Raw genomic sequence first — 18,637 nt, forward strand, 5'->3', positions numbered from 1 at the left:
AGCGTATGGAAACGCTACCAGCCGAACGGGTACAGCCCCCGGCCTGTGGTAGGCTGAAATCCCGGAGGGTGTGAAGATGAAGTACATTTTCGTAACCGGCGGGGTCGTGAGTTCCTTGGGCAAAGGCATCGTGACCTCGTCGCTGGGGGCCATCCTTCGGGGGCGCGGCTACCGCGTGACCGCGATCAAGGTCGACCCCTACATCAACCTCGACGCGGGCACGATGCGTCCGTACGAGCACGGCGAGGTCTTCGTGACCGCCGACGGGGCCGAGACCGACCTGGACATCGGCCACTACGAGCGCTTTTTAGACCTCGACCTTTCCCGCAAGAACAACATCACCACCGGTCAGGTCTACAAGGCCGTGATCGAGCGCGAGCGCAAGGGCGAGTACCTGTCCCAGACGGTCCAGGTCATCCCCCACGTCACCGACGAGATCAAGCGCCGCATCCGCGAGGTGGCCGCCGAGCAGGAGGCGGAGATCGCCATCGTCGAGATCGGCGGCACCGTGGGCGACATCGAGAGCCTGCCCTTCCTCGAGGCGATCCGCCAGTTCCAGTTCGACGAGCCGGCCGAGAACACCCTCTACATCCACCTCACCCTGGTGCCCTACCTGCGCACCTCGGAGGAGTTCAAGACCAAGCCCACCCAGCACTCGGTGGCCACGCTGCGGGGGGTGGGGATCCAGCCCGACGCCATCGTGCTGCGCTCCGAGAAGGAGCCGCCCGAGGAGGTGCGCCGCAAGGTCGCCCTCTTCACCAACGTGCGGCCCGAGGCGGTGTTTTCCAGCTACGACGTGAAGGACATCTACGAGGTGCCCCTGGTGCTGGAGGAGCAGGGGCTGGGCAAGTTGGTGGAGAAGAAGCTGGGCCTCGAGCCCGTCTTCCCGAACCTGGGCATCTGGACCGACGCCGTGCGGGTGCTGCGCGAACCCGAGGACGTCGTCACCGTGGGGGTGGCGGGCAAGTACGTGAAGATGCCCGACGCCTACCTGTCGCTGCTCGAGGCGCTCAAGCACGGGGGCATCAAGAACCGCGTGCGCGTCGAGGTCAAGTGGATCGACGCCGAGGGCCTGATCGAGGGCGACCTGAGCGAGGCCTTCCAGGGGGTGGACGCCATCCTGGTGCCCGGTGGCTTCGGCATCCGCGGCATCGAGGGCAAGATCCGTGCGGTCCAGTACGCGCGCGAGCAGAAGATCCCCTACCTGGGGATCTGCCTGGGGCTGCAGGTCGCGACCATCGAGTTCGCCCGCCACGTCGCCGGCCTCGAGGCGGCCAACTCCACCGAGTTCGATCCCTACACCCCCCATCCGGTCATCGACCTGATGCCCGAGCAGCTCGAGGTCGAGGGCATGGGCGGGACGATGCGCCTGGGCGACTGGCCGATGCAGATCCGCCCCGGTACGCTGCTCGAGCGCGTCTACGGCGGGGCGCGCACCGTGCACGAACGCCACCGCCACCGCTACGAGGTCAACCCCGCCTACGTCGAGCTGCTCACCCAGGCGGGGCTGGTGGTCAGCGGCGTGACCCCGGGGATGCAGGGGCGCGGCACCGGCCTGGTCGAGGCCATCGAGCTGGAAGGCCACCCCTTCTTCCTGGCCCTGCAGTCGCACCCCGAGTTCAAGAGCCGCCCCATGCGCCCCAGCCCGCCCTTCGCCGCCTTCGTCGCCGCCGCTTTGGACCACAAGCGGGCGCACCGGGTGCTGGCCGCCGGCGAGGCGGCGGACGCCCGCGAGGCCTGAAGGCTCAGGCGGTCAGGTCGGCGAACTGCCGCGCCGTGCGCCCCGAGAACCCGCGGCCTTCCATGGCGAAGCGCAGCGCCTCCGCGCGGGTGGCCTCGTCCAGTTCCTCGCGCCCCAGGTGCCGGGCCACCGCCCGCAGGTAGAGCTTCTGGTCGAAGGGGGGAAAGGTGAGCTGCAAGCCGAAACGGTCGGCGAGGGCCAGCTTTTCCTGGACCCCGTCCCAGGCGGCGGGCTCGGCGTCGGGGTCGGGCCGGTCGCTCCAGCGTTCGCGGATCAGGTTCTTGCGGTTCGAGGTGGCGACGAAGAGGACGTTGTCCGGGGCGGCCCAGACCGCGCCGTCGAGGAGCAGCTTCAGCTTGCGCCAGCCGGGGTCGGCGGCGTCGTAGGCCAGGTCGTCGATGTAGAGCACGAAGCGCTGGGGCAGGCCGCGCACCCGCTCGAGCAGAGAGGGCAGGCGCTCCAGCCCTTCGGGCAGCACCTCCACCAGCCGCAGCCCCCGCTCGGCGTAGCGGGTGCGCAGCGCCTTGACCGCGGTGGACTTGCCGGTGCCGCGCGCGCCGTAGAGGAGCACCGGGAGCGCGGGCTTGCCGCTCAGGAAGCGTTCGACGTTGGCGCGCAGGCGCGCGAGCTGGGGCTCGTAACCGACGAGCACCCCCTCGTCGGCAGGGTCCGGGTGGGGAACGGGCTCGAGCGCCCCGGTCCATACGAAGGCGCTGTAGAGCGCGAACGGCGCGTGGCCGTGGGTGCGAAAGAGTTCCACCAGGTTCTCCGCGCCGCCTTGGTCGAGCACCTCGAGCGCCGCCCACTCGGCGGCCAGCGCTTCCCGGCAGCCCAGGTCCGAAAGCGCGTGGCTCGCCTGCAGCCAGGAGCGCAGGGCGCGCAGGCGTTCCAGGTCCTCGTCGACGAGGCGCAGCAGTCCTGCGGGGGTGCCGTCCAAAAACCGCCGCGCCAGCGCCTCGGCCCCGAAGAGCGCCCGTGCGAGCAGCCAGCCCCAGGGGTCGCCGTGGGGCAGGGGCTCGGCGAGCAGGGCGCGGACCGGGTCGGGCCCCAGCAACCCTTCGGGCAGCGGGATCAGCCGCGGCGGCTCGGGCGTCATGGCCCCATTCTAGCGCCAAGAAAGAACCGCCCCTTCGCGGGGCGGTGGCTGGTGGGCCGTGTAGGACTCGAACCTACAACCAACCGATTAAGAGTCGGTGGCTCTACCAATTGAGCTAACGGCCCAAGGCCAAGCACCACTCTAGCCCGAAACGCCGAAGGCGTCAAGACGAGAAGGCGCGTCCAGGCGCGCGGAACCGCGCGGGCGGTCAAAGCAACGGGGCCCCCGCGGGGGCCCCGGGACCCTGCCGGCGGGCTAGCGGCGGGCGGCGGCGAACTTCTCGCCCACCACGTCGAAGTTCACCACGTTCCAGAAGGCCGCGATGTAGTCGGGGCGGCGGTTCTGGTACTTGAGGTAGTAGGCGTGCTCCCAGACGTCGAGGCCGAGGATGGGGGTGAGGCCCTGCATCACCGGGTTGTCCTGGTTGGGGGTCGAGAGGACGTGCAGCCGGCCCCAGGGGTCGAGCGCCAGCCAGGCCCACCCCGAGCCGAAGCGGGTGGCCGCGGCCTTCGCGAAGACGTCCTTGAAGGCGTCGAAGGAGCCGAAGGCGTCTTCGATCGCCCAGGCCAGCTCGCCGCTGGGGGCGTGGGCGCCTCCGGGGGCGATGACCTCCCAGAAGAGGCTGTGGTTGAGGTGGCCGCCGCCGTTGTTGCGCACCGCGGTCTGGATCTCGGCGGGCAGCGCGGAAAGGTGGGTGAGCAGCTCCTCCAGGCCCGCCCCGTGCAGGAAGGCGTGGCCTTCCAGGGCCTTGTTCAGGTTGTTCACGTAGCCGCCGTGGTGCTTGGTGTGGTGGATCTCCATCGTGCGCGCGTCGATGTGCGGCTCCAGGGCGTCGTAGGCGTAACCAAGATCGGGCAGTTCAAACGGGTAAGGCATTCCAACCTCCTTCTTTCCCGCCCGCGGGGGGCGCATCCTTAGCATACTGCACCGTTTTACTCGGAATTGTCAAACGCCCGGGACGGCGCGCCGTCCCGGGCGTACCGGAGGAACCCCTAGCGTCCGGGGATGCCCGGCTCGGTCATCTTCCAGGGGTCGAGGATGGCGTTCAGCTCGTCCTCCGGGAGGACCTGCTCCTCGAGGCAGACCTCGCGCACGGTCTTGCCCTCGGCCACGGCCTTCTTGGCGATCTGGGCGGCGCGGTCGTAACCGATCACCGGCGCCAGGCTGGTCACCATGGCCAGGCTCCACTCCACGTAGCTCGCGGCCTTCTCGCGGTCGGCCTCCATGCCCACGACGGCCTTGTCGGTGAAGACGCGCACCGCGTTCGCCAGGAAGGTGATCGACTCGAGCAGGTTGCGCGCGATCACCGGCATCATCACGTTGAGGTCGAGGTTGCCGTGGGTGTTGGCGACCTGCACGGTGGTGGCGTTGCCGATGACCTGGGTGCAGACCATCATCAGCGCCTCCGCCATCACCGGGTTGACCTTCCCCGGCATGATCGAGGAGCCCGGCTGCACCGCCGGCAGCTTGATCTCGGCGATGCCGCAGCGGGGGCCGCTGGAGAGCCAGCGGATGTCGTTGGCCACCTTGATCAGGCCGGTCGCCACCGTGGCCAGCTGCCCGGCGAGTTCCACCGCGGCGTCCTTGGAGTGCTGGGCCTCGAAGTGGTTCGTCGCCTCGCGGAAGGGCATCCCGAAACGGGCGGCCAGCTTTTCGGCCACGCGGCGCCCGAACTCGGGGTGGGTGTTGATCCCGGTGCCCACCGCGGTGCCGCCCTGAGCCAGCTCGTAGACGCGCGGCAGGGTGCTCTCGATGCGCTCGATGGCAAGCTCGACCTGACGGGCCCAGCCGCTGGCCTCCTGGCCCATGCGGATGGGGGTGGCGTCCATCAGGTGGGTGCGCCCGATCTTGACCACGTCGTCCCAGGCCTTCGCTTTGTCGAGCAACGCCCGGTGCAGGTGCCTGAGCGCCGGCAGCAGCTTTTCGTTCACCTCGACGGCGAGGGAGACGTGGATCGCCGTGGGGATGGTGTCGTTGGACGACTGGCCGTAGTTGACGTGGTCGTTGGGGTGCACCGGTTCCTTGCCGCCGCGCCGGCCCGTCAGGATCTCGTTGGCGCGCCCCGCGATCACCTCGTTGGTGTTCATGTTGGTCGAGGTGCCCGAGCCGGTCTGGAAGACGTCGACCACGAACTGGTCGTCGAGCTTGCCCTCGATCACCTCCTCCGCGGCCTGGAGGATGGCGCGGGCGCGTTCCTCGTCGAGCAGCCCCAGCTCTAGGTTCACCGAAGCCGCGGCGTGCTTGATCGCCCCCATGGCCTGGATGAAGGTGCGGGGGAAGCGCAATCCGGAGATGGGGAAGTTCTCCACCGCGCGGGCCGTCTGGGCGCCGTAGTAGGCGTCGGCGGGAACCTTCAGCTCGCCCATCGAATCCTTCTCGATCCTGTATTCCATCGTCGACCTCCAGTCCAGATTCTACGACCCGTTTGTTGGACAGGCGTCCTAGGCGCTAGGATGCGGGCATGTCGTTCGTGGACGTGGTGATCGTCGGCGCGGGGCCGGTGGGGCTGGCCGCCGCGCTCGAGGCGGAGCGGTTCGGGCTGAGCGGCGTCGTCTTCGAGGCGCGCCGGCCGGCCGCGAGCATCGAGGGGTTTCCCGCCCGCATGCCCTTCTTTTCCGAGGCGCGCAAGATCGAGATCGGCGGTCACCCCATGGCCGTCCTCGGGGCCAAGCCCACGCGCGAGGAGGCGCTGGTCTACTACCGGCGCCTCGCCGAGCGGCTGCGCGCGCCCCTGGTCCACCGCACCCGCGTGACCGCCGTCGAGGGGGCGCGGGACGCCTTCCGCGTCCGGTTCGAGGGGCCCCGCGGTCCGGGCGAGGTCTGGGGGCGCACGGTGGTCGTGGCCACGGGCTACTTCTTCAACCCCCGGCGGCTGGGCGTACCCGGGGAGGAGGAGCCGATGGTCCGCTACGGCTACCGGGACGCGCTCGAGCACTGGGGGGAGCGGGTCGTGGTGGTCGGGGGCTCGAACAGCGCGGTGGAGGCCGCGCTCGACCTCTGGCGTGCGGGGGCGCGGGTTACGCTGGTGCACCGCGGCGAGGCGCTGCGCCCGGGCGTGAAGTACTGGTTGCGGCCCGACTTCGAGAACCGGGTGCGCGAGGGCGCGATCGCGGCCCGTTTCGCCACCCGGGTGCGGCGGTTCGAGCCCGGCCGGGTCGTGGTGGCGGGGCCCGGGGGCGAGGAGGCGCTCGAGGCCGACCGGGCGATCGTCCTCATCGGTTACCGCGCCGACGACGCGCTGCTGCGCACCGCGGGGGTCCGTTACGAGGGCGGCCGGCCGCGGCTCTCGGAGACCTTTGAGACGAGCGTGCCCGGCCTCTACGCCCTCGGAAGCGCGGGGTACGGCGAGGACGCCCGCAGCGTTTTCATCGAGAACGGACGCGAGCACGCCCGGATCGCCGTGGCCGCGATCGCCCGCGGTCTGGGCCGCTGAGCCTGCAGGCGAAGACCGGCGGTGGAAACCACCGCCGGTCTCGGACACGGGCGCGCGGGGAGGCTACTTGTTCTCGTGCTCCTCGCCGGCTTCGACGTCGCCCACTGGATCGGTCTTAAGGTTGAAGTTGATGTAGGCCTCGACGGGCCGTTCGGGCAGGCGGTACTCCACGTAGGCGTGCCCGGTGGCCTTGTGGCAGCCGTTGCAGCCTTCCACGGCGGCCGCGTAGTCCTTTTCGAAGGCGGCCCAGTCCTTGCTGCGGATGTCCTTCTCGAGCGGATCCAGGTAGGCGTGCTCGAACGAGGCCAGCAGCGGCGCGTTCTTCGGCCGGGTGATCTCGCCGACCTCCTGGATCTCGATGGCTTCCTTGAGCTGGTACTGCGCCAGACCCCAGTTGCCGCCCTTGGCGGCGTAGTAGGTGTTGGCGAAGCGGTCGCCGTACTCGATCATGACCGTGCCCAGCCCCGGTTGGATCTTGGCGAGGGCGTTGACCCGATCTTCCAGCGATCCGTTGTAGATGTCCATGGTCTTTTCGGCGGCGAAAACGACGAGGATGAGACCGGCCAGTGCGAGAGCCAAAACGTACAAACGCTTTTTCATCGGCGTCTCCTTTCACTGACCAATTTAGACAGCTCGAAAGGCGTCGGCCAGGGGCCAAATGACTCATGAAAAGTAACTCATGACACATATATGAACATGCCATCAAGTAAATGAGTATTAATTTTGGTTCGCCTTCCTCCGCGCCGCGCTCAGCCGGCCGGGCTCTTGTGGACGTGCACGACCTTCCAACCTTCGGGAAACTCGATGAGGACGCGCGATTCGTTGATCGTCTTGTGCTCGATCCCGCCCTCCCGATGGATCGACAGCAACAGGGTGTAGCTCACCACCGCGGTGGTGCCGTAGAGCTGCAGCCGCGGGTCGAGCAGGTCGTAGCGCCAGTCGGCGCCGACGCCCATCCAGTCGTGCTCCATCATGAACTCGTGAAAACTGAGCCCATCGATGCGGTGCGGGGTGACGAACCACTCGTAGACGGCGACGTCCTCGGCGGTCGTTTCCAGGTAGGCCGCCCAGTCGCCCGCGTAGATCGCCGCCAGGTGGCGGTGCAGGGTCTTCCATACCGCGTCGGCTGCGTTTTCCATGAGGTCCTCCGTCCCCATTCTAGTTTGTAAGCTAAGGCATGCGGGTCTTCTTGCCCTGGGTCCAGGCGGCGGCGCGGCCGGGCGTCTTCTTCGTGCTCGGCGCCGTCACGGTCGTTTTCCTGGCGGTCTTCACGGCGGTCCTGGTGCCGGCGATCGAGCTGGCCTCGGGGGCGCCGCCGCCGGACGTGGTGCTGCTGCAGACGCCGGCCGACTTCTTCGCTTGGCTGCGCGCGGGCGGGGCCGAAGTGCGGCGGCTCTACGGCCTCTTCCTCGTCGCCGATACTTTTTACCCCGTGGTCTACGCGCTCTTCCTGGGGGCGTGGCTGTGGCGGCTCGATCCCGGGGGCCGGCTCTGGCCGCTGCCCATCTGGGCGGCGGCCGCCGACTACGTGGAGAACCTGGCGCACGCGCTGCTGCTCTACGCCTACCCGGCCGAGCCCGCGGCGCTGGCCGGGGTGGCCCTCGTGGCCACCCCGGTGAAGTGGGGGTTTATCGCCCTGGCCTTGTTGGCGGTGCTGGGGCGCACGCTGGCTCGGCGGCGCTAGCCTAGCCCGCGGGCTGGTACTCGCCCCAGACCGCGCGCAGCGCCCCCGCGACCTCGCCCAGCGTGGCTCGCCGACGGAAGGCCTCGAGGACGAAGGGGAAGAGGTTCTCCTGGCCGCGGGCGGCCCGCTCGAGCGCCTCCAGGGCCTGCTCCACCGCCGCGGCGTCGCGCCGCTCGCGGAAGGCGCGCACCTCGGCGGCGCGCCGGCGGTCGGTCTCGGGGTCGATCTTCATCACCGGCACCGGCGGCTCTTCCTCGAGGGTGAAGCGGTTGAGGCCCACCACGATGCGCTCTTCGTTCTCGATCTCGCTCTGGTAGCGCCAGGCCGATTCCTCGATTTCGCGCTGGATGAAGCCGGCCTCGACGGCGCGCACGCTGCCGCCCAGCTCCTCGACCTGATCGATCAGGCGCCGGGCTTCCTCTTCGAGGCGGTCGGTCAGGTACTCGAGGTAGAACGAGCCCCCCGCCGGGTCGATGGCCCGGGTCACCCCCGACTCGTAGGCGAGGATCTGCTGGGTGCGCAGGGCGAGCAGGGCGCTCTCTTCGGTCGGGAGCCCCAGGGCCTCGTCGTAGGCGTTGGTGTGCAGGCTCTGGGTGCCGCCCAGGACCGCCGCGAGCGCCTGGTAGGCGACGCGCACCACGTTGTTCAGGGGCTGCTGCGCGGTCAGCGTCGAGCCGCCCGTCTGGGTGTGGAAGCGCAGCATCCACGACTTGGGGTTCCGGGCGCCGAACTCTTCCTTCATGATCCGGGCCCAGAGGCGGCGCGCCGCCCGGAACTTGGCCGCTTCCTCGAAGACGTCGTTGTGGGCCGCAAAGAAGAAGCTGAGCCGGGGGGCGAAGCGGTCGAGTTCGAGCCCGCGCTCCAGCGCCGCGCGCACGTAGGCCTTGCCGTTAGCCAGGGTGAAGGCGATCTCCTGCGCCGCCGTCGAACCCGCCTCGCGGATGTGGTAGCCCGAGATCGAGATCGTGTTCCAGCGCGGCACCTCGCGGCTCGCGAACTCGAAGACGTCGGTGACCAGCCGCATCGAGGGCTGGGGCGGGTAGATGTAGGTTCCCCGGGCGATGTACTCCTTGAGGATGTCGTTCTGGATCGTGCCCCCGACCCGGTCCCAGCTCACCCCCTGCTCCTCGGCGACGAGCAGGTAGAGCGCGAGCAGCATCATCGCCGGGGCGTTGATCGTCATGCTGGTGGTGACCCGGTCCAGGGGGATGCCCGCAAAGAGCCGGCGCATGTCGTCGATCGTGGCGATCGAGACGCCGACCCGGCCCACCTCGCCCAGCGCCAGCGGGTGGTCGGGGTCGAGCCCCAGCTGGGTGGGCAGGTCGAAGGCGACCGAAAGGCCGGTCTGGCCGCGCTCGAGCAGGTAGCGGAAGCGGGCGTTCGTCTCCTCGGCCGACCCGAAACCGGCGTACTGGCGCATCGTCCAGAGCCGGTCCAGGTACATCCGCGGGTAGACCCCGCGCGTGAAGGGGTAGGCCCCGGGCCGCCCCAGCCGTTCGCGGTAATCGTCGGGCAGCCGCTCGTAGAGGCCTTCGGTTGCGTGGTCGTTCTCGGCCATTTGCGTTCAGCTTACCGCAGCAAAAGCCCCAGGCCCCAGATCGCGAGCGCCGCCAGGCCGACGATGATCAACACGGGAACGAGTACGAGCTGGTACGTTGCGATTACCAGTGCTAAGAAATCTTTCCAGTCGGGCTTGATTTCTTTGGGGTCCATAGTGGTATTGTACTTTTACAGGGTTTTAATACGGACACGAATGTGCTAAACTGCAGGAAGTATGGAAGACTATAGAAAATTCAAACTAGTGCTGAAGGCGATCGCGCACGAGGCGGGGTGGGACATCATCAACGCGGTTTCGCAGGGCCCCACTCGCTTCACCAATTTGGAGCGCGCCACCAAAGTGAGCCCCCGCACCCTTTCCGAGCGCCTCAAGGAACTGGCCGAACTTGGCCTGATTGAGCGCAAGGCGTACCCGGAGGTGCCCCCGCGCGTCGAGTACACCCTCACCCCGCTGGGCAAGGAGCTGCTCGACACCCTGTACAAACTGGCGAAGAAGATCGGCTAGCCTCCGTAGGTTGCAAGTAGTAACTACTTGCAGTAAGATACCTCCCTATGGAGAGCCAGGCCTTCGCCGTCTTCAATTACGCCCTCATCACCGCGATCGCTACCGGGTTGGGGGCGCTGCCCTTCGCCTTCGCACGTAGTTTTCCGCGGGCGTGGCTCGGCATCGGCAACGCGATCGCCGCGGGCCTGATGCTCGCGGCCAGCTTCGGGCTGATCTACGAGGGCGTCGGCTACAGCCTGACGCGCACGTTGATCGGCGCGGTGGTGGGCCTCGTCTTCATCGTTTGGAGCCACCGGTTCCTGGAGCGTTACGAAGACGTCGGCATCGGCAACCTCAACGGCCTGGACGCCCGCAAGGCGCTCCTGATCGTCGGGGTCATGACCCTTCACTCCTTCGCCGAGGGGGTGGGCGTCGGCGTCTCCTTCGGGGGCGGGATCGCCTTCGGCCTCTTCGTGACGATCGCGATCGCCGTGCACAACATTCCCGAGGGCCTGGCCATCAGCCTGGTGCTCGTGCCGCGCGGGGTGCCCTGGTGGAAGGCGGCGCTGTGGAGCGTCTTTTCCTCGCTGCCCCAGCCGATCATGGCCGTTCCCGCTTTCCTCTTCGTGGAGTGGTTCAAACCGGTCCTGCCGGCGGGCCTCGGCTTCGCCGCCGGCGCGATGATCTGGATGGCGTTTTCCGAGTTGATCCCCGACGCCCTCGAGGACGCCGACGCCGGCGCAGTGGCCAGCGCCATCGTACTGGCGAGCATCGCCATGGTCGCCTTTCAGGTGCTGCTGGGCGGCTGACCTGCGAGCACGCGCTCGGTGTCGAGCGCGATCGCGAGCTCCTCGTCGGTGGGGATCACCCAGACCGAGACCCGGCTGCCTTCGCGGGTGATGCGGGGGCCGCCGCGGGCGTTGGCTTCGCGGTCCAGTTCGATGCCCAGGAACTCGAGCCCCTCGAGCGCCTGCGCCCGCACCACCGGGTCGTTCTCGCCCACGCCCGCGGTGAAGGCCACCGCGTCGAGGCCGCCCATCGCGGCGGCGTAGGCCCCCAGGTACTTCTTGATCCGGTAGCAGTAGACTTCCAGCGCCAGGGCCGCGTGCGCGTCCCCTTCGGCGATCCTGCGGTGGACGTCGCGCAGGTCGGAGTGCCCGGCCAGCCCCAGCATCCCGCTCTCCTTGTTGAGCAGGCGGTCCGTGGCCTCGACCCCGTGGCGGCGCACGAGCTCGAGCACCAAGCCGGGGTCGAGGTCGCCGCTGCGGCTGCCCATGACCAGCCCCTCCATCGGGGTGAAGCCCATGCTGGTATCGACGCTGCGCCCGAAACGGACCGCGGTGGCCGAGGCGCCGTTGCCCAGGTGCAGGACGACGACGCGCAGTTCCTCGAGGGGTCGCCCCAGGGCCTGGGCGAGCTTGCCGGAGACGTAGCGGTGCGAGGTGCCGTGAAAACCGTAGCGGCGGTAGCGCCGCTCGTCGGCCAGCCGGCGCGGGAGCGCGTAGCGCCAGGCCCGCTCGGGAAGGCTCTGGTGGAAGGCGGTGTCGAAGACGGCCACCTGGGGGAGCTGCGGCAGCGCGGCCAAGGCGGCGCGGATGCCCGCCAGGTTCGCGGGGTTGTGCAGGGGCGCCAGCGGGACGAAGGCCTCGAGGCGCTCGAGCACCTCGTCGGTGATGCGGCTCGAGGCGGTGAAGTCGCCCCCGTGCACCACCCGGTGACCGACGGCTTCGACCAGGTCGAGGTCGAGGCGGCGCAGCACCGCGTCCAGGGCCTCGGCGTGGTCGGCAGCGGCGACGGCCTCGGTCCGGCCTTCGACGGTCAGCTGCGCCTGCGGGAGCCCGATGCGCTCGACCAGGCCCCGCAGACGGTGGCGGTGCGCGCGGGTGTCCGTCAGCGAGAACTTGAGGCTCGACGATCCGGCGTTGAGTACCAGGACGTTCATGCCCTCACCCTAATCCACCCGGGGCGGGCGGGGCCGCGGCTTTGCGTCCTTTTTCATCTGGGATGCGTATACTGCTCACATGCAACGAGCCATCTTTCTTATGGTCCTGGGCATCGCCATACTGCTTGGGGGCGGCCTATGGTACCTGAGCAGCGCGCCGAAACAGGCGACTGCCGAAGCGGACCCCGCCGCCGGAGCCCACTTCGTCTACGGCAGCCCCGACGCCCCGGTCACCGTCGTGGAGTTTTCGAACTACCTCTGCCCCCACTGCAAGGACCACTCCGAGAAGAGCCTGCCCCGCATCTTCGCGGACTACGTGGACACCGGCAAGGTGCGCTACATCTTCCGCGACTTCCCCTTCGCGGGTCAGGACAACGTCATCCTCGCCGGCGAAGCGGCCGCCTGCGCCGCCGATCAGGGCCGCTACTACGACTACCACCAGCTCCTCTTCCGCGCCACCGGGCAGTGGGGCCGCGTGCCCACCAGCGAGCTGCCCTCGTTCTTCTCCGATTACGCCCGGCAGCTGGGCCTGGACACCGCGCGCTTCGACGCCTGCCTGAGCAGCCACGAGAAGCGCCCGCTGGTGCTCGCCGACCAGGAGCTCACCCGCAAGCTCGGCCTCGGCGGCACCCCCTCCTTCTTCGTCAACGGCAAGTTCATTGAGGGCTTCCGCCCGTACGACGAGTGGAAGAAGATCCTCGACGAGGCGCTCGCCGGCAACTGAACCGGGTTCCCCGTGCACGCGCCCCCGCCGGTCTCGCGGCGGGGGCGTTTCTCTGGACTCGCGGAGCTAGAAGACGGTCACTTCGGCGACCATCTGGGTGAAGTCGAAGGTGACCCCCGTGGCCGCGCCCGAGGTGACCTCGGCGCCGATCCAGATCCGACCCTGGTTGATGCCGTCGGCGAGCACCTCGGGGTTGGGGTCGCCCAGCGTCACCTGCTGCGTTTCGCCGTTGGCGAAGGAGTACTCGCCGCTGATGGGGGTCTCCCCGGCAGCGTCGCAGATCCAGGCGAGGCCCGCATCGGTGCAGCCGGCCGCTCCGGGATCGGCGGTGCGGGCGTAGAAGGTCATCACCAGCGGCGCCTGGACCGCGGTGTAGCTCACGGTGACCTGGCCGCTGAGGCGGATCGTCTTGACGTCGACCACGGGCCGGTCGAACTGCGCCGCGTTCTTGGGGTAGACGACCTGCCCCGCGGTGTTGCCCACCGCGTCCACGGAGATGCTGAAGTCCTCCAGGGGGACGGTGAGCGGGGCCTTGGAGCAGGCGGCGAGGGCCGCGGCGAGCGCCAGCAGCAGTGCGGAGGTGCGCAGGAGGGTCTTCATGGCCCCATCATACGCCCCAGGGGTATCGACGACCACCCTCAGTCGGGGGTATGGGCGGCGCCCACCCAGTCGCGCCAGCGCTCGCCGCGGCCTTGGAAGAAGGCCTCGAGCCCACGGGCGATCTTGAGCGGCGCGTAGGGGTCGGCGAAGGTGGCCGTCCCCACGGCCACAAGCCGCGCTCCCGCCAGGGCGAACTCGAGCGCGTCCTCGGCGCTGGCGATGCCGCCCATGCCCAGGATGGGCCGGTCGGTGTGTCGGTAGAGCTCGTAGACCAGCCGCACGGCCACGGGCTTGACGGCGGGGCCGCTGAGGCCGCCCTGGCGGTTGCCCAGCACCGGACGCCTGCGCTCCAGGTCCATGCGCATGCCCAGCAGGGTGTTGATCAGGCTGAAGCCGTCCACCCCCGCCGCTTCCAGCACCTCGGCCACCGGCAGCAGCGGGCCGTTAGGACTCAGCTTGGCGAGCACCGGACGGTCGGTGGCGTCCTTGACGCGTCGGACCACCTCGGCAGCGGCCTCGGGGTCGTGGGCGAAGGGGAGCCGGCCGCCGTGGACGTTGGGGCAGGAGAGGTTGACCTCGATCAGGTCGGCGTAGGGGCTTACCTTGCGGGCGACGTGGGCGAAGTCGGCGGCCTCGTCGCCGAAGACGTTCACGATGACGCGCGCCCCCTGGGCCTTCAGCCACGGCAGCTCGTCCGCGACGTAGGCGTCCACGCCCTTGTTCTCGAGCCCGATGGCGTTAAGCATGCCCATCGGGGTCTCGGTGATGCGGGGGGTGGGCGCGCCGGCGATCGGCCGCGGCGAGACGCCCTTGGTGGTGACCGCGCCCAGCCGGCTGAGCGGGTAGAGGTGGGCGTACTCGCGGCCGAAGTTGAAGGTGCCGCTCGCGGTGACCACCGGATTCGGGAAGCGCACGCCCAGGAAGTCGACCTCGAGCCGGTTCACCAGACCACCTCCCGCACCTCGAAGACGGGCCCGTCCACGCAGGCGTGCTTCTGTCCCGCGGTCGTCTGCACCGCGCAGGAGAGGCAGGCGCCCACGCCGCAGGCCATGTGGACGTCGAGGCTCACGTACCCCGGCCGGCCGTGTTCGATCGCCAGCCGCGCCGCCGCCCGCATCAGCGCGAAGGGCCCCACGCTGTAGACGGTCGCCTCGGCGCCGCCGGCGAGCAGCTCCGCCAGGCCCTCGGTGGGGTAGCCCCGCCGCCCCAGCGAGCCGTCCTCGCTGAAGTAGCGCACCTCGAGCCCCAGCCGTTCGTAGACCGCCTGGACGAGCGGCCGGTCCTCGTTCGAGACCGCGCCGTGGAAGACGTGGACGCGCCTACCGGCGCGCAGCAGGGTCTCGGCCAGGAAGGCCAGCGGCGCGGCCCCGGCCCCGGCGCCGACCAGCGCGGCCTCGTCCGCGGGAATCGGGAAGGAATTCCCGAGCGGCGCGAGCGCTTGGAGGCGCGTCCCCACCGGGAGCGCCACCAGGTCGCGGGTCCCGGGGCCGAAGGGGGTGACGATCAGCTCGACCTCCCCCCCCTCGTGGCGGGACGGCGCCAGCGGCCGGCGCAGCACGTGGCCCGGCACGCTCAGGTTCAAGAACTGCCCCGGCCCGAACCGCGCCTCGAGCGTCGGCATCGCGAGCACCAGCCTTTGGTGGGGCCCCAGCGATTCGCTGGCGACGATCGTGACCGCGTGGTCGTCCCAGCGCGGCCGCCGGGGGGCGAGCTCAGGCGAGGCCGGCGTCACGCCAGACCTCCCTTCCCGCCACCAGGGTGAGCAACGGCCAGCCGACGAGCTCGCGCCCCGCCCAGGGGCTGTAGCGGGCTTTGGAGACGAAGCGCGCGGGGTCCACCGTGCGCTTCTCGGCGGGGTCGAAGAGCATCAGGTCGGCCGGCGCGCCCTCCGCCAGGCGCGCGGGCGCGAGGCCCAGCGCCGCGCGCGGGCCCGTGGTCATGCGCTCGATCAGCAGTGCCAGCGGCAGCCCGCGCCGCTCCACCAGCTCGGTGTAGAGCAGGGGAAAGGCCACCTCAAGACTGGGCATGCCGAAGGGGGCGTTTTCCAGGTCGCGCTCCTTCTCGGCGGCGGTGTGGGGGGCGTGGTCGGTGCCGACCGCCGACAGCCCACCCCGCTCCAGCGCTCCGATCAGCGCCTCGACGTCGCCTTCGGTGCGCAGCGGCGGGGCCACCTTGAAGCGGGCGTCGAAGCCGCGCCAGGCCTCCTCGGTCAGCGTCAGGTGGTGGGGGGTGACCTCGCCCATCACCGGCAGCCCCTCGGCCCGCGCCGCCGCGACGAGCGCCGCGCCGCGGGCGGTGGAGACGTGCTGCAGATAGAGCCGGGGCGCGTGACCCAGCGCGGCCGCCTTGCGTGCGGCGTAGCGCAGCACCTCGAGGTCGCGGGCGATGCGGGCGGCCTCGGCCTCGGGCGGGTTGCCGGCGAGGCCCAGTTCGGCGGCCAGGGGGCCGTCGTTCATCACCCCGCCGCCGCGCAGCCCGGCGTCCTCGGCGTGGACGGCGACCGCGAGGCCCGCGGCGGCGGCGTAGACCAGGCCGCGGGCGAGCACGCCCGCGTCTTCGTTGGTGCGGCCGTCGTCGGTGAGCAGCGCCGCCCCCGCCCGGGCCAAGAGCGCCGCGGGGGTGAGCTTCCTACCCTCCTGGTTCTCGGTCAGCGCCGCGGCCACCAAAAGGCGCGCTCCGGGCAGGGTGCGGGCCTCGTCCGAAAGCGCCCGCACCTGCTCGGGCTCCTGGATCACCGGCTCGGTGTTGGGCATGGCCACGACCGTGCCGTAGCCGCCGCGGGCGGCGGCGGCCAGGCCGGTGGCCAGCTCCTCCTTGGTCTCCTGGCCGGGGGTGCGCAGGTGGACGTGGGGGTCGGTGAGCGCCGGGGCGAGCCAGCGGCCGCCGGCGTCGAGCACCCGCTCGGCGTCGCCGCCCGCGAGCGAGGCGATGCGGCCTTCCTCGATGAGCACGTCGGCGGTGCCGAGCTCCCCCGAGCCGTCGACGAGGCGGGCGTTCTTGATGAGCAGCCTCATGCCGCCCTCCCCACGAGCAGGTGGTAGAGCACGGCCATGCGCACCGCCTCACCGGCGCGCACCTGCCGCTCGACGCGGCTTCGGGGCCCGTCGGCCAGGGTGCCTTCGAGCTCCACGTCGCGGTTCATCGGCCCCGGGTGCAACAGCGGGGCGTGCGGCTTGGCGCGGGCCAGCCGCGCCTCGGTGACCTGGTATTCGGCCACGTACTCGCGCAGCGAGGGGAGCGCCCCCTCGTCCATGCGTTCGCGTTGCAGCCGCAGCACCATCACCGCGTCGGCGTCCGCGAGCGCCTCGTCCAGGTCGGTCGAGAGCCGCGCGCCCGGAAGCCGCTCGGGCAGCAGCCCCGCGGGGCCCGCGGCCCAGACCTCGGCCCCCAGAAGCGGCAGCAGCTCGGCGTTCGAGCGGGCCACCCGCGAGTGGGCGACGTCGCCGACGATGGCGATCTTCTTGCCCTCGAGGGAGTCCAGGTCCTCCAGCAGGGTGTAGGCGTCGAGGAGCGCCTGGGTGGGGTGGGCGCGCCGGCCGTCGCCGGCGTTGACGACCGCGCCCCTCAGCCAGCGCGCCGCCTGGTGGGCCATCCCCGCCACCGGGGCGCGGATCACGTAGGCGTCGAGGGCCATGGCCTGGAGGGTGAGCAGGGTGTCCTTGAACGACTCGCCCTTGGCCAGGCTCGAGCCCGCGCCGGAAAAGCCCACCACGTCGGCCGACATCCTGCGCGCGGCCAGCTCGAAGCTGATCTTGGTGCGGGTCGAGGGCTCGAAGAAGACGGTGGCCACGGTGAAGCCCTTGAGCGCCGGAACCTTCTTCATGGGGCGCTCGAGCACCTCTTCCATCATCCGCGCGGTCTCGAGCAGGCTCTCCACCTGGGCGCGGTCCCAGCCGGCGAAGTCGAGCAGGTGGGTCAGCGCTCCCACAGCTCCACCCCCTCTTCGCCGTCGGTCTCGCGCAGCTTGACCTTGACGACCTCGCTTTTCGAGGTGGGCAGGTTCTTGCCCACGAAGTCGGCGCGGATGGGCAGCTCGCGGTGACCGCGGTCCACCAGCACCGCGAAGTAGACGCGTTTCGGCCGACCCAGGTCCACCAGCGCGTCCAGCGCCGCCCGGGCGGTGCGGCCGGTGAAGAGCACGTCGTCCACCAGCACCACCGGGCGGCCGGTCACGTCCCAGGGGATGCGGGTCTCGCGCACACGAGGTTGCACCCCGATCTCGCTGAGGTCGTCGCGGTAGAGGGTGATGTCGAGCACGCCCACCGGCGGACGCACGCCCTCGAAGCGCTCGATCAGCGCCGCCAGGCGCTCGGCCAGGGGGATGCCGCGGGTGTGGATGCCCACCAGCGCCAGATCGCCCGCGCCCTTGTTCTTCTCGATGATCTCGTGGGCGATGCGCCGGAGCGCCCGCTCGATCTCGGCGGGCTCGAGCACTTTGGCCTTGAAGCGCATCACGCCCCCCTAAAAAAAACCGCCCGCATGGGGCGCGCCGCTACCGGATTGTTCCGCTGTTCGTTCACCTTGTCCTCCTTCCCCGCCTCACGGGACGGGCTTAAAGGTCAAGGCAATTTACCCCGCCCGAGGGGGCGGGGTCAAGCGGAGCGTGCCTCGGCTTCAGGCGGCCTGGGTGGGTTGCTGGCTGGCGGCCGTGTAGGCCAGGACGCCCACGACGATGGCGACGATGACGGCGTTCCACATCGCGGCGCTCAGGGCGCTGTAGCCGAGCACCCAGGGCGAGACGAGGAGCCAGAGCGCGACGACGAGCTCGGACCACTCCTCCCAGGGCTTGGCGTCGGAGAGGGCGAGCAGCGAGAGCACGACGAAGATCGCGCCCACGATCAGCGCGTTCCAGAGCGCGGCGGCGTTCTGCGAGAAGGCGAGAATCCACGGCGAAACGACCAGCCAGAGACCCAGCACCAGGTTGACCCAGTCCTGCCAGCGTTTCATGTAAGCTCACCTCCTTCCGCGAGCATTATAAAACATGAGTGGTTCAATATCAAGTCGTTCCCTCCGGCGGCCGCGGGCTTGCGCGCTTCCCGCCCGGTTGGTACAGTGGGGGGCGTTGGTTGGCCGCACGACCAAGCCCGTGCGCCCTCTAAGGAGGACTCCATGAAGGAAGGCATTCACCTGAAGCTGGTCCCCGCCAAGATCATCTGCGGCTGCGGCAACGTCATCGAAACCTACTCGACCAAGCCGGAGATCCACGTGGAAGTCTGCTCCGCCTGCCACCCCTTCTTCACCGGCAAGCAGCGCTTCGTGGACACCGAAGGCCGTGTCGAGCGCTTCCAGCGCCGCTTCGGGGACTCGTACAAGAAGAACCTCAAGAAAAAGAAGGCCTAGGCCCCGCCGGCCTGGAACGACCCCCGCGCCGCGGCG

Annotated in this window: 22 protein-coding genes and 1 tRNA gene; 7 read left to right on the forward strand and 16 right to left on the reverse strand. The window is 70.0% G+C overall.

The annotated features are described in order from the left end of the window. Positions 1-76: 76 nt before the first annotated feature. Entirely contained in the window at positions 77-1,741 is a 1,665-nt protein-coding gene (locus tag OCEPR_RS04770; RefSeq protein WP_013457576.1) for a CTP synthase, read from the forward strand. A gap of 4 nt (positions 1,742-1,745) precedes the next feature. Here OCEPR_RS04770 and OCEPR_RS04775 read toward each other — a convergent pair whose 3' ends face one another. The 4 genes from OCEPR_RS04775 to OCEPR_RS04790 form a co-directional block, all read right to left on the reverse strand. Next, positions 1,746-2,837, reverse strand: a complete 1,092-nt coding sequence (locus OCEPR_RS04775; protein ID WP_013457577.1) for an ATP-binding protein — start codon at positions 2,835-2,837, stop codon at positions 1,746-1,748. 49 nt (positions 2,838-2,886) lie between these two features. Continuing rightward, positions 2,887-2,962, reverse strand: a tRNA-Lys gene (locus OCEPR_RS04780). Between the two features lie 130 nt (positions 2,963-3,092). Next, a complete protein-coding gene (locus OCEPR_RS04785) occupies positions 3,093-3,713 on the reverse strand; it encodes a superoxide dismutase (protein WP_013457578.1) in 621 nt (206 codons plus the stop codon). Positions 3,714-3,829: 116 nt separating this feature from the next. After that, the gene (locus OCEPR_RS04790; protein ID WP_013457579.1) at positions 3,830-5,230 is read right to left on the reverse strand and encodes a class II fumarate hydratase; all 1,401 of its coding nucleotides are present in this window, start codon (positions 5,228-5,230) and stop codon (positions 3,830-3,832) included. A gap of 68 nt (positions 5,231-5,298) precedes the next feature. Here OCEPR_RS04790 and OCEPR_RS04795 point away from each other — a divergent pair, with 68 nt between their 5' ends. After that, a complete protein-coding gene (locus OCEPR_RS04795; RefSeq protein WP_013457580.1) occupies positions 5,299-6,270 on the forward strand; it encodes an NAD(P)-binding domain-containing protein in 972 nt (323 codons plus the stop codon). Positions 6,271-6,333: 63 nt separating this feature from the next. Here the strand turns inward: OCEPR_RS04795 and OCEPR_RS04800 are convergent, their stop codons facing one another. Next, complete coding sequence (locus tag OCEPR_RS04800; RefSeq protein WP_013457581.1) at positions 6,334-6,870, reverse strand: hypothetical protein; 537 nt, start codon at positions 6,868-6,870, stop codon at positions 6,334-6,336. Positions 6,871-7,019: 149 nt separating this feature from the next. Then, the gene (locus OCEPR_RS04805) at positions 7,020-7,409 is read right to left on the reverse strand and encodes a nuclear transport factor 2 family protein (RefSeq protein WP_013457582.1); all 390 of its coding nucleotides are present in this window, start codon (positions 7,407-7,409) and stop codon (positions 7,020-7,022) included. A 38-nt stretch (positions 7,410-7,447) separates the two neighbouring features. Between OCEPR_RS04805 and OCEPR_RS04810 the strand changes: the two genes are divergently transcribed. Next, positions 7,448-7,954, forward strand: a complete 507-nt coding sequence (locus OCEPR_RS04810) for a hypothetical protein (RefSeq protein WP_013457583.1) — start codon at positions 7,448-7,450, stop codon at positions 7,952-7,954. 1 nt (position 7,955) lies between these two features. Here OCEPR_RS04810 and OCEPR_RS04815 read toward each other — a convergent pair whose 3' ends face one another. Together OCEPR_RS04815 and OCEPR_RS12995 are read right to left on the reverse strand one after the other, a co-directional pair. Beyond that, positions 7,956-9,512 (reverse strand): acyl-CoA mutase large subunit family protein, encoded by a 1,557-nt coding sequence (locus tag OCEPR_RS04815; protein WP_013457584.1) that lies wholly within the window; start codon positions 9,510-9,512, stop codon positions 7,956-7,958. 11 nt (positions 9,513-9,523) lie between these two features. Continuing rightward, positions 9,524-9,667 (reverse strand): hypothetical protein, encoded by a 144-nt coding sequence (locus tag OCEPR_RS12995; RefSeq protein WP_013457585.1) that lies wholly within the window; start codon positions 9,665-9,667, stop codon positions 9,524-9,526. Between the two features lie 61 nt (positions 9,668-9,728). Here OCEPR_RS12995 and OCEPR_RS04820 point away from each other — a divergent pair, with 61 nt between their 5' ends. Together OCEPR_RS04820 and OCEPR_RS04825 are read left to right on the forward strand one after the other, a co-directional pair. Then, on the forward strand, positions 9,729-10,016 hold the full coding sequence (locus OCEPR_RS04820; protein WP_013457586.1) for a winged helix-turn-helix transcriptional regulator: 288 nt from the start codon (positions 9,729-9,731) through the stop codon (positions 10,014-10,016). Positions 10,017-10,063: 47 nt separating this feature from the next. Continuing rightward, positions 10,064-10,804: a ZIP family metal transporter gene (locus OCEPR_RS04825; RefSeq protein WP_013457587.1), complete on the forward strand. Its 741-nt coding sequence runs from the start codon at positions 10,064-10,066 to the stop codon at positions 10,802-10,804. Here the strand turns inward: OCEPR_RS04825 and OCEPR_RS04830 are convergent. Further along, positions 10,783-11,937 (reverse strand): acetate/propionate family kinase, encoded by a 1,155-nt coding sequence (locus OCEPR_RS04830; protein WP_013457588.1) that lies wholly within the window; start codon positions 11,935-11,937, stop codon positions 10,783-10,785. The genes OCEPR_RS04825 and OCEPR_RS04830 overlap by 22 nt on opposite strands. Positions 11,938-12,016: 79 nt before the next feature. Here OCEPR_RS04830 and OCEPR_RS04835 point away from each other — a divergent pair, with 79 nt between their 5' ends. Further along, entirely contained in the window at positions 12,017-12,661 is a 645-nt protein-coding gene (locus OCEPR_RS04835) for a DsbA family protein (RefSeq protein WP_041554031.1), read from the forward strand. Positions 12,662-12,727: 66 nt separating this feature from the next. Here OCEPR_RS04835 and OCEPR_RS04840 read toward each other — a convergent pair whose 3' ends face one another. From OCEPR_RS04840 to OCEPR_RS04870, 7 genes are all read right to left on the reverse strand, one after another. After that, entirely contained in the window at positions 12,728-13,261 is a 534-nt protein-coding gene (locus OCEPR_RS04840) for a hypothetical protein (protein ID WP_013457590.1), read from the reverse strand. Between the two features lie 38 nt (positions 13,262-13,299). Beyond that, positions 13,300-14,205 carry a dihydroorotate dehydrogenase gene (locus OCEPR_RS04845; RefSeq protein ID WP_013457591.1) on the reverse strand — a complete coding sequence of 302 codons (906 nt, stop codon included), beginning with the start codon at positions 14,203-14,205 and terminating at the stop codon, positions 13,300-13,302. After that, the gene (locus tag OCEPR_RS04850; protein ID WP_013457592.1) at positions 14,202-14,993 is read right to left on the reverse strand and encodes an iron-sulfur cluster-binding protein; all 792 of its coding nucleotides are present in this window, start codon (positions 14,991-14,993) and stop codon (positions 14,202-14,204) included. The genes OCEPR_RS04845 and OCEPR_RS04850 overlap by 4 nt, the downstream gene beginning before the upstream one ends. Beyond that, entirely contained in the window at positions 14,974-16,275 is a 1,302-nt protein-coding gene (locus tag OCEPR_RS04855; protein WP_013457593.1) for a dihydroorotase, read from the reverse strand. Before OCEPR_RS04855 ends, OCEPR_RS04850 begins: the two co-directional genes overlap by 20 nt. Next, the gene (locus OCEPR_RS04860; protein WP_041554620.1) at positions 16,272-17,180 is read right to left on the reverse strand and encodes an aspartate carbamoyltransferase catalytic subunit; all 909 of its coding nucleotides are present in this window, start codon (positions 17,178-17,180) and stop codon (positions 16,272-16,274) included. The genes OCEPR_RS04855 and OCEPR_RS04860 overlap by 4 nt, the downstream gene beginning before the upstream one ends. Continuing rightward, positions 17,177-17,713 carry a bifunctional pyr operon transcriptional regulator/uracil phosphoribosyltransferase PyrR gene (gene pyrR / locus OCEPR_RS04865; protein ID WP_013457595.1) on the reverse strand — a complete coding sequence of 179 codons (537 nt, stop codon included), beginning with the start codon at positions 17,711-17,713 and terminating at the stop codon, positions 17,177-17,179. The genes OCEPR_RS04860 and pyrR overlap by 4 nt, the downstream gene beginning before the upstream one ends. Positions 17,714-17,875: 162 nt before the next feature. After that, the gene (locus OCEPR_RS04870) at positions 17,876-18,208 is read right to left on the reverse strand and encodes an SPW repeat protein (RefSeq protein WP_013457596.1); all 333 of its coding nucleotides are present in this window, start codon (positions 18,206-18,208) and stop codon (positions 17,876-17,878) included. A gap of 162 nt (positions 18,209-18,370) precedes the next feature. Between OCEPR_RS04870 and rpmE the strand changes: the two genes are divergently transcribed. After that, complete coding sequence (gene rpmE / locus OCEPR_RS04875; RefSeq protein ID WP_013457597.1) at positions 18,371-18,601, forward strand: 50S ribosomal protein L31; 231 nt, start codon at positions 18,371-18,373, stop codon at positions 18,599-18,601. The last annotated feature ends 36 nt before the right edge of the window (positions 18,602-18,637 follow it).

It is taken from the genome of Oceanithermus profundus DSM 14977, from assembly GCF_000183745.1.
GTDB classification, from domain to species: Bacteria; Deinococcota; Deinococci; order Deinococcales; family Marinithermaceae; genus Oceanithermus; species Oceanithermus profundus.

What these genes read in the sequence shown, in the direction of transcription:
- OCEPR_RS04770 (WP_013457576.1), top strand. Translation starts at nt 77, where the DNA reads ATGAAGTACATTTTCGTAACCGGCGGGGTCGTGAGTTCCTTGGGCAAA.
- OCEPR_RS04775 (WP_013457577.1), bottom strand. Translation starts at nt 2,837, where the DNA reads ATGACGCCCGAGCCGCCGCGGCTGATCCCGCTGCCCGAAGGGTTGCTG.
- OCEPR_RS04785 (WP_013457578.1), bottom strand. Translation starts at nt 3,713, where the DNA reads ATGCCTTACCCGTTTGAACTGCCCGATCTTGGTTACGCCTACGACGCC.
- OCEPR_RS04790 (WP_013457579.1), bottom strand. Translation starts at nt 5,230, where the DNA reads ATGGAATACAGGATCGAGAAGGATTCGATGGGCGAGCTGAAGGTTCCC.
- OCEPR_RS04795 (WP_013457580.1), top strand. Translation starts at nt 5,299, where the DNA reads ATGTCGTTCGTGGACGTGGTGATCGTCGGCGCGGGGCCGGTGGGGCTG.
- OCEPR_RS04800 (WP_013457581.1), bottom strand. Translation starts at nt 6,870, where the DNA reads ATGAAAAAGCGTTTGTACGTTTTGGCTCTCGCACTGGCCGGTCTCATC.
- OCEPR_RS04805 (WP_013457582.1), bottom strand. Translation starts at nt 7,409, where the DNA reads ATGGAAAACGCAGCCGACGCGGTATGGAAGACCCTGCACCGCCACCTG.
- OCEPR_RS04810 (WP_013457583.1), top strand. Translation starts at nt 7,448, where the DNA reads ATGCGGGTCTTCTTGCCCTGGGTCCAGGCGGCGGCGCGGCCGGGCGTC.
- OCEPR_RS04815 (WP_013457584.1), bottom strand. Translation starts at nt 9,512, where the DNA reads ATGGCCGAGAACGACCACGCAACCGAAGGCCTCTACGAGCGGCTGCCC.
- OCEPR_RS12995 (WP_013457585.1), bottom strand. Translation starts at nt 9,667, where the DNA reads ATGGACCCCAAAGAAATCAAGCCCGACTGGAAAGATTTCTTAGCACTG.
- OCEPR_RS04820 (WP_013457586.1), top strand. Translation starts at nt 9,729, where the DNA reads ATGGAAGACTATAGAAAATTCAAACTAGTGCTGAAGGCGATCGCGCAC.
- OCEPR_RS04825 (WP_013457587.1), top strand. Translation starts at nt 10,064, where the DNA reads ATGGAGAGCCAGGCCTTCGCCGTCTTCAATTACGCCCTCATCACCGCG.
- OCEPR_RS04830 (WP_013457588.1), bottom strand. Translation starts at nt 11,937, where the DNA reads ATGAACGTCCTGGTACTCAACGCCGGATCGTCGAGCCTCAAGTTCTCG.
- OCEPR_RS04835 (WP_041554031.1), top strand. Translation starts at nt 12,017, where the DNA reads ATGCAACGAGCCATCTTTCTTATGGTCCTGGGCATCGCCATACTGCTT.
- OCEPR_RS04840 (WP_013457590.1), bottom strand. Translation starts at nt 13,261, where the DNA reads ATGAAGACCCTCCTGCGCACCTCCGCACTGCTGCTGGCGCTCGCCGCG.
- OCEPR_RS04855 (WP_013457593.1), bottom strand. Translation starts at nt 16,275, where the DNA reads ATGAGGCTGCTCATCAAGAACGCCCGCCTCGTCGACGGCTCGGGGGAG.
- pyrR (WP_013457595.1), bottom strand. Translation starts at nt 17,713, where the DNA reads ATGCGCTTCAAGGCCAAAGTGCTCGAGCCCGCCGAGATCGAGCGGGCG.
- OCEPR_RS04870 (WP_013457596.1), bottom strand. Translation starts at nt 18,208, where the DNA reads ATGAAACGCTGGCAGGACTGGGTCAACCTGGTGCTGGGTCTCTGGCTG.
- rpmE (WP_013457597.1), top strand. Translation starts at nt 18,371, where the DNA reads ATGAAGGAAGGCATTCACCTGAAGCTGGTCCCCGCCAAGATCATCTGC.